Raw genomic sequence first — 12,347 nt, forward strand, 5'->3', positions numbered from 1 at the left:
CCGGTGCGCCTCGCACCCAGTGTCCCACGCGCTGTGTCCCGGACGCGGAATGCGCCTCCTACTTTCCGATCCCGCTGCGCAGCAGCTTCCACGGGACGGCGGCGGACTCGAGCTGCACCGCGAGGCTCATCTTGGAGGTGCCGTCGACGCGCTCCTCGAAGCGGATGGGCACCTCGGCGATGCGCAGACCGTGCTTGATGACGCGGTAGTTCATCTCCACCTGGAAGGCGTAGCCGTTGCTGCCGACGGACGCGACGTCGATGGTGCGCAGCGTCGATGCGCGCCAGGCCTTGAAGCCGGCCGTCGCGTCCTTGACCTTCAACCGCAGGATTGCGTTGACGTACAGGTTGGCCCACTTCGACAGCGCCTTGCGGTGCCACGGCCAGTCCTCGGCGACGGCGCCGCCCGGCACGTAGCGCGATCCGAGCACCACGGCGGCGTCCGACTCCTCGAGGCGCTGCACCATGCGCGGAATGGCCTCGCACGGGTGGGAGAGATCGGCGTCCATCTGCACGACGATGTCCGCCCCCTCCTCCAGCGCGCGAAGGATGCCGGCGACGTACGCGCGGCCCAGCCCGTCCTTGGTGGTGCGATGCAGAACACTCACCGGGATGGCGGCGGAGGTGGTGAGTTCGTCCGCCACGTCGCCCGTTCCGTCCGGCGATCCGTCGTCGACCACGAGGACGCCGAGGTTCTTCATCTGCAGGTCGGTGAGCATTCCGACCAGCTTGGGAAGGTTCTCGCGCTCGTTGTACGTGGGTACGACGACGGTGATGCGGGGGTCAGCGGAGGCTTCGGACACTGTGGAATGGTGATCGATCGGCCGGTAGATCGCAAGAACCGGACATCCGCGTCGTCACCATGTGGCGTCAACCGGGGAACCGAGGGACCTGTCCCCATACGTCCGACCCCGTCCCCCGTCCCGTTTCGCGCTGTAGAGAAGGTGATCGGCGCGATCGAGGCAGTCGTGGATGTCCTCGTCGACACCCAGCATCGCCCAGCCGGCGGAGAACGTCTGCTCCTCCGGCATGACAGCGATCAGCCGGGTCAGGATCGCGGTGACGCCCTCGGGGCCGCCACCGGGGACCGCCATCGCGAACTCCTCGCCGCCCCAACGAGCCAGCACGACATCAGGACCGAGCATCCGTGTCGCGGCGTCGGCAAATCCGACCAGCAGAGCATCCCCGGCGGCATGGCCATGGGCGTCGTTGTAGGACTTGAACAGGTCGAAGTCGAGCATCGCGAGAACCAACGATCTTTTCCCGACCAGCGACTGCACGCGCTCACGCCATCCTCGACGGTTCAGCAAGCCGGTGAGGCCGTCGGTCATCACAGCCTGCGCGAGGGCGTCTTCCTTGGTGCGACGGTCGGTGATGTCGTGGATCACCGCCATCGTCCAGACGGTTCCGTCGGCGGTGACGACACTGGTCGTCGACACCCATCCCCACCGGATCTCACCGTCGGGGCGCAGGTACCGCTTCTCCACCCGCAAGATTTCGCCTCGCCGGTCGGCGTCGGCCGTGAGCCGCTCCATGCCGACATGCTGGGCGATGTCGTCGGGATGGGTGAACCCGCGTGAGGACAGTCCCGCGATGTCGTCCCACGAGCGACCGACAAGACGGCAGTAGGCATCGTTGGCCAGCACCAGCAAGCCGCACTCGTCCGCCAGCGCCATGGGAACGGTGCTGGCGTCGAACATCGCCTGGTACGTGCCCTCGTCCACCTGCCGAGAACTCATGTCACGAGCGTACGCAGGTCAGAGCCGTCGTCAGGTCCTCATCGCCCGGACGGCCGCCAGAGCGGTCGCGCCGACGAAGCCCCAGATCGCGACCGGTGCGCCACCGGTGACCATCAGCGTCAGCGTGGTGCAGAAAAGAAGGACCGACAGGGCCGCCCAGATCCGCGCGTCGACGCGAGACGCCCTCACTTACGACCCTTGCCCTTGTGTCCGCGCGTGACCTGATCGGGGTCGGCCACCGCTCGACCCGTGACCACCCGGTCCTCACACGACGTCTCTCCGCCTCCGATCTCGCCCACCAGTCCGCCGATGGCGGCGCCGACCGCGACACCGAGAGGACCACCGCCGGCGCCGAGCATTCCGCCCACGCTCGCTCCGCCCATGGCGCCGGTGAGCATCCCGGAAGAGCACTCGTCGACGGCCGTCTCGAACGACTCGACGACATCCAGTAACGGATTCGACGTGGTCGATGCACTCGCAGTTCCCGCCCCCGCAACCGCTGTCGCGACCGCTACGAGCGTGGTGCCGACAATGCGCCTTGTGATCAAGATGTCCCCCGACGTCGTGGGGAACCGACCGTCGGTCCCCCTGCGACGTCAAGCAGAACAGCGGGGTGGGCGGGAGTCCATGACGCGGGCGCACGAACTGTGTTGCCGTACATGCACGCACGGCAACCTGCACTTAGGATGACGGCGTGCAGCGGTGGAAAGCGGGAAGTGTCGCCGTCGTACTCTTCGCTGCTTCGTGCGCCCCGGCGACATCGCCCGATCCTGCCCTGCCACCGGTGCCGGCGTTCGACGCCGACCTACCAGCCGTGACCGCCGCCTTTCTGGACGCTGAATCTGCAACGGTGCCCTCACCGGCCGACGCGATGACCTCGATCACCGATGCCGGGTTCGAGGCCGTGCGCGTCACGGTTCGATGGTCATCGGTCGAACCGGTCCGAGGTGAATTCGATTGGGAGCGCGTCGACGCCACAATTCACGCCGCTCGCGAGCGCGGCCTTGCCGTACTCGGTGTCGTCACGTGGGCTCCGTCGTGGGCCGTGCCGCCCGACTATCGGGCCACGGCCCATCCCGCTCCGTCGGACCCCGCGATGTTCGCGCAGTTTGCTTCCCTTGCAGCGGAACGGTTTCGGGGTTCCGTACAAGCGTGGGAGGTGTGGAACGAACCCAATATCTCTGCGGCCTTCGGCCCGAACGTGGATCCGGAGAAGTACTGCCGCATTCTCACGGCGACACACGACGCCATCGAACGCGCCGACCCGGATGCGACCGTGGTCGCCGGAGGATTGTCTCCGGCCGTCGACTCGACGTCGACCCTCGCGCCCGCCACCTTTGTTCGCGCGTTGTATCTCTGTGCAGCGGGGTCATTCGACGCAATCGCGATGCATCCGTACAGCACACCGGAATTGTTGAGTGCCACCACCGCATCGGGATCCGCTGCCGATATCGCAGCCGTACGAGCGGTCATGGTGGAGAACGGCGATGACGATGCACGCATCTGGTTCACCGAGTTCGGCGCACCGACCGCAGCGTCGTCACCTGGCGTGTCGGAGGCTCGGCAGGCCGAGATCATCGGTGACGGGGTCGCGTACCTTCGATCCCTGGACTTCGCCGGCCCCACCTTCGTCTTCGATTTCCAAGATCTGGACAGTGGCGAGGCGAACCCCGAGTACAACTACGGCATCCTGCGTTCGGACGGTGATCCGAAGCCGAGCGCGTCCCTGCCTACCCGGTGACCGACGACGGTGTGGAGATGTCCACCGGCCGTGCCGCGACGAGGGTTGCTCCGGGTGGGACATCGCGAGTGACCACCACATTGGGCCCGATCCACGCACCGTCACCAATGGTGATGCCACCGGCAACGACCGCCCCGGTCGCCACCGTCACATCGTCTCCGATCGTGGGCCGCCCAGTGGTGGAGTGCCCGATCGTCACATTCTGATTCACCCAGAAGTTCCGCCCGATGGACGCTGCGTCGACGATCGTCGATCCTCCGTGGTGCACGAACAGTCCTGGACCGATCGGCCCCGGAACGAGGACGAGTCCGGTCTTACCGGGGTACAGGCGTCGAAGTAACCGCCTGACGATGAACGGGGCGGCCGCCAACCTCAGATGGACCACCGACCGGAATTCGGGGAGAGCCCCGACGAGATACGCGAAACGATCCCGAGCGGTCAACCCGAGCAGGGAGGGTACGGCCACGCTGACGATCGCACGATCGACATCCGACGTCACCACGTCACTGGGCACGTACGCGTCGACCGCGGCCCGGAGAGCAGCGGAGTAGATTCTGGCAGCAATGAGGAGCGCGCGTTTGTCTTCCGTGTAGACCATGTCGCTAGTGCCTTTCCGACTGTGACATCCGCATTCCGAGCAGGCCGTCCGCCCACTCCCCGATTCGAGAAACTCCGACCGAGCGAGACAGCGCGCTGTCGGCGAATCCTCTGCCCGACAGACCCATTCGAGCGCTACCCGGTGCGTCGCTCGCCATGTCGATGACGGCGGCGAGCAATGATTCGGGATCTCCCGGGTCGATCCTCCGGCCGGCGCCGGACAGCTCGATCTGCGCACTGGTGACCGAGTCTGCAGATGTAGCAGCCAGGACGGGTGTGCCGCTGGCGAAGTACGTCGTCAATTTGCTCGGCACCGCCATGTCCGTGAGGGTCGGCAGTTCGTTGACCAGGAGAACGTCGGCCGCCGCCAGCGACGCGCGGAATTGGTCGTCGGGAAGCGGCCGAAGAAATGTCATCGTGTCCACGCCGTCCCCGCTCCGTTCCAGCGCCTCTCGTTGATTCCCGTCGCCGACCAGGTAGAAGTGCACATTCCGTCCGCGGTCCCGCGCCACGCGCGCAGCATCCACGACGGTGTGCAGACCTTGCTTGACGCCCATGTTGCCGGCGTGCACTGCGATCACGGCGTCCTGCGACCATCCGAGCATGCGTCGTGCCTCAACGCGCGACGGCCGGTCGACGTGGCGTTGGTGGTTCCAGTTGGGTACGACGGACACGCGCTCTCTGTGCACGCCGAGACTGTCGACGACGTGCTCGGCGAAACGTTCGTGAATCACCGCCACACCGTCCGCGGCACGGAACACAGCGCTCTCCACAGCCGAGATCGCCGCCGCCGCCGTCGTCCCGCCCGAGCCGGTCTGCACGATCCCACGCCCGTAGAGGTCCTGCACCCAGACACCTATCCGCGGGCGCGCGCTCCGGGTACGCAGATACGCGACCACGCAGGCCGATGTCAGCAGTGCTGGTGTCACGCAGATGACCAGATCTGCGCCCGACAGGTCGGCATCCGACGCTCCACGGACGTCGTTCATCACCAGTCGGCGTCCCACGGACAGTTCCAGCCGACTGCGCCCGGTGAGCGACGGGCGCGCCGGAACGTGATGTCTGACGCGGGTCACCTGGACGCCGTTGATCACTTCGCGGATACGGGGGCTGCCGTATCTCGGGTCCGCTGCCCACCGCGGGTAGTGCGGAAAACCGGTGCACACGCGGACGTCGTGGCCGGAGGACGTCAGGTGCTCTGCTGCGTCGGCGGTGTACGGCGCGATACCCGTCACCTCCGGCCGGTAATTGACTCCGACGAGTGCGATGCGCACGGTCACCCCCGGCGTTCTCTGATGTCGAATCGGCCGCGCCGCCGCTCCCACAAGTCATCTGTGGACGCCATGCGGCGAGCGGGGTTACCCGCGACGACGGTGTCCGGTTCGACGTCGCACGTCACGACCGAACCCGCCCCGACGATGGCGCCGGCCCCGATGGTCACTCCGGGAAGCACTACCGTGCCGAGCCCGACGAAAGCCTGCTCACCGATGACGATGGGTGACGCACTGAACAACTCCTGATTCTCGGGGAGCATGCCACGGCGCTCCGACACCCGATCGAGCGAGAAATCATGCGTCAGCAGGACGACGTTCTCCGACAGCACACATCGGTTGCCCAGGCGAATAGCTCCCGGCCCGAACATGTCGAAACGCACACTCGGCGATATCCACAGCGGACGCCCGTCGTGTTCGACTCCGGCCCGATCCATCAATCGCACAACGAGTTTCATGTACGCGGACTGGTGGAATTTCGCGAGTCCGCGAAACAAGGGGAGAACTGTCAGCGGGAAAGCCATCACACCACCTCCGGGCGTCGTGCGAGCAGAGCCGGGGCTCGGCCGAGCCCCGGCAGTAGTTGACATACGCACACCGACACTGCGGTGACGATCACGACGGCCGGCGCACCACCACTCGGAGCGATCAGAATCGCTGCGGCCGAGGTCGTGACCGCCATCGCCACGAGGCACCAGGCTTGCCATCGCGCCTCGGTGGCCTGGATGAGGAGGACACCGGTGGGGAGATGTGCGACCTGGACGACCAGGAGGATGGCGAATGCTGTTGCCAGGCCTGCCGACACCTCGATCTCGGAACCCGACAGGACACGGGCGGCGAACGGTGCGAGCGCAACGAACGGGACGGACGCCAGCACCGCGGACACGGCGAACAACGCGACGCACTTCTTCCACAGTGCAACGAGTTCGGGTACAGCCGTGCGGGAGGCGAAGATGGGCCACAGAGCGGCTCCCGCCGTGGAGAAGACGGCCCAGACAACACCGTAGAGCTGGGCAGCGAGTGCATACGCGGACAACTCCATCGGTGTCGACAGATGAGCGAGGACCACTCGCTGGGACTGCAGTCCGAACGGAACGCCGACGCTGATGACGAAGAGCCAGAACGACCCCTGCAGAAGAGCCCGTGTGCTCGGCCGCCGTGTCGACCGATCCTCGGCGCCGATACCCAGGATGGACCGACGTCCCAACAGACGGAAGACCCAGACCGTGCCTGCCACATTCACCAGGAACGCACCGAGCAGTGGGGGCACGACGAACCAGATGCCTCGTACCCCGGCAGCGTGAGCGGTAGCGACGAGGAGCAGTCCGGACACGGACATACACATCGTCACTACTACCGAGTGGTGATTCCGTCCGGATCCGATCAGCAATCTCAGGTTCAGTGCGGCGGGAATGGTCCACGCCCACACGATGACGGCGACCGTGATCGCCCACCGGTCCTGGGGCCCTGTACGGATACCGAGGAGCGAACCCCACGCGTCGAGGGCAGCGATGACGCACGCCAGGAGGGTCAGTCCGACTGCGATGAGAGCGAGCACCGAGTACGCCCGGCGGACGACGGCATGAGCATGTGCGTCGTCAGGCAGGTTCGTGCTCTTCGACACCGCAGTGGTGACCACCGCGCCGATGCCGAGGTCTGCGAAGGGCAGCAGCAGGCCCACTGTCGTGATCAGTGACACCAGTCCGTAGACCGCTTCACCTGTGGACCGAACGACGATCGCGGTCGACACGAGTCCACAGACCGCGATGACCGGCGTTCCGGCAATGCGGAACCCGGTGCTGTAGAACAGGGATCGGCGCTCGGATTCCAGCAGGCCTGCCGATCCGGTTCCGGATCGTGCACTGGTCATGTCAGATCTCCGACGCCGTGCGCGGCGGGGAGGAACGCGAGAGGCTCGCACGGTTCGCCGTGATGGCCGATCGAGCCGCCAGCCCGACTCGCGCGCGCGCTTCCACGATTCGGGACACCAGTCGCGATGCACGGCGTCCCCCGATGGGGTACCACTCGACGGTGTCCCACATACGACGTACGTCCGCGTAGTGCTCGTGCAGTCCACGCACCGTCCCCGCCCCGGTCGTATCGAAGTCGCAGACGACGTCGTCGACCACCAGTGGTGGGGTGTGCAGCGACGCGGCGAGCATCAGGAGTTGATCGGCCGCGATTCCGAACTGTTCGTCGTACGAGCCGACAGAGGCGAGGACATCGCGCCCGAAGAAACTGGCCTGATGGGGAATCGGGCGCGTGCCCAACGCGAATGCGGTGCGGTCGAATGAGGTCGTGCGCCAGACGTCGTGTCCACTGTGGGGAGGTATCAACCGTGCCGATCCGAAGCCCCAGCAGGAGCGGGCTCGAGCGACCGACCCCAGGGCGGACGCGATCTCGGACAGCACACCGGGATGCGAGAACGTGTCCGAGGAGTGCAGGAACCAGACGACGTCTCCACTCGCGAGCGCCGATCCGATGTTCATGGCCGGATACCGACCACCATCGGGCTCGGACCTCCAACGTCCGACTCCGCTGTGCTGCAACATATCTTCGACCCGTGCGCCGCTTCCCCCGTCCACGACGATGTGCTCGACGTGGGTGTAGTCCTGCTCCGCGGTACTGGCGATGGTGCGACGAAGACCGTCCTCGTCCTGGTAACTGATCGTGACGACACTGAACGTGACAGCGTCGCCGGGAGGTCCGGTCACCCGACTCGCCTGCCCATCGGTGCGACGACGACGGCCAACTTCGCCATCGCGTACAGGTACGCCATGGGCCCTGGACGGCCGTGTGTCATCCCGTGTCCGATGGCCGAGACGACACCGCTGGCCGAATGTGCCGACGCCGCGGCTGTCACTGCGCTGGTCAGGAAGTAATCGCCTCGGGTCCGGGCCGAACTGGAGCCCAGATACGTGTCACCCCAGTCGATGTAGTCGGCTGTGCGGTCGTCGAAGGAGCGCGACACCGAGTCCGATGTCACGGTGTAGATGGTGTAGCACTCCGCGATCTGTCGAATCACCAGGTCGTCGAACTTCCCCTGGAGTGTCATCAACCACGTGGGTTCGTCGTGCACCGCGTCTCCGACCGAGTCCAGCGGCACCTCGAGCGCAACGTTTCGGGGGAAGCACAATGTGGACGACTGCAGCATTCCGTCGCCGAAGAACAACGTGGAGCGGCGGAACAGATAGTCGGCCACCGGTTGCGCCGGTCCGATCACCGTTCTGGGCCAAACCTTCTCGCGGCGACCGACGCCTCGAACTGCTGCACGGCACGCGACGATCCACCGATCCGAGCCGGTAGCGAGTCCCTCTGCAACTTGACGTTCCAACTTGTACGGATGCCACAGATCGTCGTCGTCCAACAGCGCGACGATGTCTCCCCGGGCCGCCCGAACCCCGACCTGCCGAGACGCGGAAGCGCCGATGCGTTCGGGAACGGTCACGAGGCGGATTGCCGGGTGGTCCGGCATGTCCAACGCGACACGGTCGTCGTCGGCGATGACGACGATGACCTCGTCGGGCGGGCAGGTCTGGTCGAGAGCGGACTCCACCGCGCGACGGACGGTAGGGCGACCGATGGTCGGAACTATCACGCTGACGGTCACTGTGACTCCTCGAGTAGTCGATGCCGGCCCGTGTAAGCGGGCTCCACCGGTGTGGGTGCATGCGGGCGCGCGGGCCGCCTAGGCGATGGTCGCGACGAGGAGTGGGGCGGGGCGGACACCCGAACTCGGCGGCGATGAATGGTGAGACGGACAGCGAGGCAAGCGACGATGGCGCATACCGCGGCGAGGTTGTAACTCCACGGTGAGAACGCCAGGTCCCATGCCGCCTGGAAGCCGACCGTGATGACGAGAGGCATCCACCGTCCGGCCTCGAGTGGTCCAGACGCGAGAAGCATGGCGGCGAAGAGCAACCAGACCGGAAAGAGGACGGCCAGCACGCCGCCTTCGGCCCATGATCCGAGAATGATCGAGTGGAGCGACACGGAACCGTTGGGGAGTCGCCAGAGATATTCGATGGGGTAACTACGGGCGAATCCGAGTTCACTCGCGAAGCGACGCGCGGCGGCGAAGGTCGTGGAGTCGATCTGGTCGGCGTTGCCCCATCCCAGCAGTGGTCGCGCCGCGATGGCAGTCAGTGACAGCGGCGGCTCGGTCCGCCCCGCCAGAAGCGGTGAGACATGCGCAGTGGCCTGCAGCTCGACTTTCTCCTGGAGCTTCGAACCGAGAGTGCCGTTCGCACCCAGGGACGTGACGACCAGCGAGAATGCGAGACCCGCCACTGCGAGTGCAGCGGCCGTTCGGACTCGCGACATCGGGCCTCGTCGACCGCGGCAGAGCACCACGACAGCGGCCAGAACGCAGATCAGGGCGTGGGAACGGTAGTTGAGCAGGACGCTCGCCCCGGCCAGACCGGTGAGGGCCAGGACGGACCACCACGGTCTCATCGTCTTCGATGCGATCACGTAGAGAACCAGAACTGTCATCGGAGGTGCGAGGCCGTACTTCCAGATGTCGGCCAGCGATCCACCAGTGGTGAGATCGGTACCGAGGACGACGTAGAAGCCGACGGTTCCCAGGCTGATACCGGCCAGAAGCGCCAGGATCTCGTCCAGGGACGACGCCAACACCGATATGCCCACGATGTACAACGCCACTGCAGGAAATACCAACATCGTCTGGTTGGTGGGACTGGTGCCATTGACAGCTGCGGACACTGCATAGCCGACGCTACCCAAGGCAACAAGCACGATCGGAACGAATGATCGCGGTGTCGGCCACCGCATCAAGTACATACCGGAAATGGCGATGCACACCACGGAGAAACCCGTCGCACTGATATTGACCAGCGGCCATACGGCGGTACTGCCCAACATGATCAACACGCCACGAGAGCGACCGACGACTCGGAGCGTAGCCGGCCCCGAGACGGGCAAGGGCACGTCACTTACTCGGCCGACACGTGTCCGGCAGGCCGATTGCGCTGTGCCGGTGGTTATCGGCTCGACGCGAGACAGTTGGCAAACGGGCATCGGTCTGACAGTCGCGGTGTCCGTCGCGGTCATCTCGTGCACCCCCCGTTGTCCGATACTTCCGGGCGGACACAGCCGACCTGCGGAGAAACATACCTCCGTAAAGGGTCAGGGGTGCAGGTGAATCAGAAAGGAGTACTTCCATTAACAGGCAACTCGAACAATGGCATTCGGCTGTTTTCCACGGGGCCGCCCGACTTACCCGGTAAGAGCGCGGACAGTGCGACCCGGATTCGATCGAATGTCCGATAAATCAGCGGCAGTGCGTCATCTCGTGACGTCCGCCCTGCAAACCGCCCGGTTTTCGATCGGTGTGAATCACACCTCGAGCGGAGGTCCGACGACTTTCTTGGCGACTGCGGGCACCCCGGCGTACAGGGTGTTCGCCTCGCAGTCTCTGGTGACGACGCTGCCGGTGGCGATGACAGCCCCGTCCCCTATCGTCACTCCTGGAAGCACCGTGACATTGGAGCCGATCCAGACGCCACGACCGATGACGATCGGTTCGTTGCGGGCCGCTCCGAAACGCGTGAGGCCTGTACCGATGTCGTGGCCACAGGTGACCAGCATCGAGCGGTACCCCAGTCCTGATCCGGCACCGATGGAGATGGGTGCACCGAGGTCGAGGAAGCACCCGTAATTGAGGATGGACCGAGGTCCCATCGTCAGACCGGACCAGCTCCCGAAGAAGCATCCGGGGTTGATGATGGCGCTGGAATGCACGTCGTGTCCGGTGGCCCGGAGACCCTGCACGCGAGCGCGACGAGGAACCAGCGGACTCGCCAGAACTGTGTTCAGGTAGAAGTCTCGGGGCAGAGGTGCGACTTCGTCGGAGAAAACCGCTGAAAGGGCGGATCGGGACGGTAGACCGGTCATGGCGACACTTCTCTCGAGTTCGATGGTCGGCAGTTCACGGCCGATCATGCAGCATGAGAGCGCGTTTCGAGGACCGACCGTACCGGCCGCCGGTACATCGACTCACTCGCGAATGGTGTCCATGTGCTCACGGAACCAGTCGACGGTCGCGCTGATGCCCACTTCGAGACCCACCGCGGGTGACCAACCGCTCGCCCTCAGGGTCGAGACGTCCAACAGCTTTCGAGGCGTTCCGTCCGGCTTCGTCGTATCCCACTCGATGTCACCGGTGTAGCCGACGGCGTTCGCCACGATGGCGGCAATCTCTTCGATCGTGTGATCCACCCCCGTGCCGACGTTCACCTGCTGAGGCCCGTCGAAGTGCTCGAGCAGGTGCAGGCACGCCGATGCCATGTCGTCCACGTGGAGGAATTCTCGACGCGGGGTACCGGTACCCCAGTTGGTCACTGTGGCGGCATCGTTGCGCCGCGCTTCGTCGTACCGTCGGATCATTGCCGGCAGCACGTGCGAGCCCTTCGGTGAGAAGTTGTCACCCGGCCCGTAGAGATTGGTGGGCATCGCCGAGATCCACGGGAGGCCGTACTGCCGCCTCACAGCTTGGATCTGCAGGATGCCGGCGATCTTGGCGATGGCGTACGCGTCGTTCGTCGGTTCCAGCAGCCCGGTCAGCAGAGAATCCTCGCGGATCGGCTGATCGGCGAACTTGGGGTAGATGCAGGACGACCCCAGGAAGAGCACCCTCTGCACCTTGTGCTCGAGCGCAGCGTCGAGAACGTTCACCTGGATCTGCAGATTCTCGCTGAGGAAGTCGACCGGGTACGTGCTGTTCGCCATGATCCCGCCGACCTTGGCGGCAGCAAGAATCACCACGTCCGGCGTCGACTCGGCGAAGAAGTCGAACACTGCCTGACGGTTCTTCAGATCCAGCTCGGACGACGTACGGCCGACCAGGTCCGTGAATCCCTGATCCTTGAAGTGGCGCCAGAGTGACGATCCCACCAGTCCCCGATGGCCGGCGATGTACACCGTCGAAGAACGATCGAGGGCGGTCGGCACGAAGTCGAGCGGCTCTTCAGGCATACGT

13 protein-coding genes and 1 pseudogene are annotated in these 12,347 nt (G+C 65.4%); 1 reads left to right on the forward strand and 13 read right to left on the reverse strand.

Going from position 1 to position 12,347, the window contains the following annotated elements; genetic code table 11:
- Window positions 1-58: 58 nt before the first annotated feature.
- From QE397_RS17055 to QE397_RS17070, 4 genes are read right to left on the reverse strand one after another with little or no spacing between them, the layout of a single operon-like run.
- Entirely contained in the window at window positions 59-802 is a 744-nt protein-coding gene (locus QE397_RS17055; RefSeq protein WP_307096237.1) for a polyprenol monophosphomannose synthase, read from the reverse strand.
- Between the two features lie 54 nt (window positions 803-856).
- Window positions 857-1,738: a sensor domain-containing diguanylate cyclase gene (locus QE397_RS17060; RefSeq protein WP_307096239.1), complete on the reverse strand. Its 882-nt coding sequence runs from the start codon at window positions 1,736-1,738 to the stop codon at window positions 857-859.
- 30 nt (window positions 1,739-1,768) lie between these two features.
- Complete coding sequence (locus tag QE397_RS17065) at window positions 1,769-1,927, reverse strand: hypothetical protein (RefSeq protein ID WP_307096241.1); 159 nt, start codon at window positions 1,925-1,927, stop codon at window positions 1,769-1,771.
- Window positions 1,924-2,136 carry a hypothetical protein gene (locus QE397_RS17070; RefSeq protein ID WP_222633067.1) on the reverse strand — a complete coding sequence of 71 codons (213 nt, stop codon included), beginning with the start codon at window positions 2,134-2,136 and terminating at the stop codon, window positions 1,924-1,926. Before QE397_RS17070 ends, QE397_RS17065 begins: the two co-directional genes overlap by 4 nt.
- A 452-nt stretch (window positions 2,137-2,588) precedes the next feature.
- On the opposite strand from QE397_RS17070, the gene QE397_RS17075 reads away from it, so the two are divergent.
- A complete protein-coding gene (locus QE397_RS17075) occupies window positions 2,589-3,479 on the forward strand; it encodes a cellulase family glycosylhydrolase (RefSeq protein ID WP_307096243.1) in 891 nt (296 codons plus the stop codon).
- On the opposite strand, the gene QE397_RS17080 is transcribed toward QE397_RS17075, so the two are convergent.
- From QE397_RS17080 to QE397_RS17120, 9 genes and pseudogenes are all read right to left on the reverse strand, one after another.
- Window positions 3,469-4,077, reverse strand: a complete 609-nt coding sequence (locus QE397_RS17080; protein WP_261770069.1) for a serine O-acetyltransferase — start codon at window positions 4,075-4,077, stop codon at window positions 3,469-3,471. The genes QE397_RS17075 and QE397_RS17080 overlap by 11 nt on opposite strands.
- A 4-nt stretch (window positions 4,078-4,081) precedes the next feature.
- The gene (locus tag QE397_RS17085; RefSeq protein WP_307096245.1) at window positions 4,082-5,350 is read right to left on the reverse strand and encodes a glycosyltransferase family 4 protein; all 1,269 of its coding nucleotides are present in this window, start codon (window positions 5,348-5,350) and stop codon (window positions 4,082-4,084) included.
- Between the two features lie 2 nt (window positions 5,351-5,352).
- Complete coding sequence (locus tag QE397_RS17090) at window positions 5,353-5,730, reverse strand: DapH/DapD/GlmU-related protein (RefSeq protein WP_307096247.1); 378 nt, start codon at window positions 5,728-5,730, stop codon at window positions 5,353-5,355.
- Window positions 5,731-5,870: 140 nt separating this feature from the next.
- On the reverse strand, window positions 5,871-7,217 hold the full coding sequence (locus tag QE397_RS17095) for a lipopolysaccharide biosynthesis protein (RefSeq protein WP_307096248.1): 1,347 nt from the start codon (window positions 7,215-7,217) through the stop codon (window positions 5,871-5,873).
- 1 nt (window position 7,218) lies between these two features.
- Window positions 7,219-8,061, reverse strand: a complete 843-nt coding sequence (locus QE397_RS17100) for a glycosyltransferase (RefSeq protein WP_307096250.1) — start codon at window positions 8,059-8,061, stop codon at window positions 7,219-7,221.
- A complete protein-coding gene (locus QE397_RS17105) occupies window positions 8,058-8,957 on the reverse strand; it encodes a glycosyltransferase family A protein (protein WP_307096252.1) in 900 nt (299 codons plus the stop codon). The genes QE397_RS17100 and QE397_RS17105 overlap by 4 nt, the downstream gene beginning before the upstream one ends.
- Window positions 8,954-10,012 carry a hypothetical protein gene (locus tag QE397_RS17110; protein ID WP_307096254.1) on the reverse strand — a complete coding sequence of 353 codons (1,059 nt, stop codon included), beginning with the start codon at window positions 10,010-10,012 and terminating at the stop codon, window positions 8,954-8,956. Before QE397_RS17110 ends, QE397_RS17105 begins: the two co-directional genes overlap by 4 nt.
- A gap of 770 nt (window positions 10,013-10,782) precedes the next feature.
- A pseudogene (locus QE397_RS21830) lies at window positions 10,783-10,882 on the reverse strand (DapH/DapD/GlmU-related protein); the annotation flags it as partial.
- A gap of 483 nt (window positions 10,883-11,365) precedes the next feature.
- Window positions 11,366-12,343, reverse strand: a complete 978-nt coding sequence (locus tag QE397_RS17120) for a GDP-L-fucose synthase (RefSeq protein ID WP_307096258.1) — start codon at window positions 12,341-12,343, stop codon at window positions 11,366-11,368.
- Window positions 12,344-12,347 lie beyond the last annotated feature (4 nt).

Source organism: Rhodococcus sp. SORGH_AS_0301 (assembly GCF_030818285.1).
Lineage (GTDB): Bacteria > Actinomycetota > Actinomycetes > Mycobacteriales > Mycobacteriaceae > Rhodococcoides.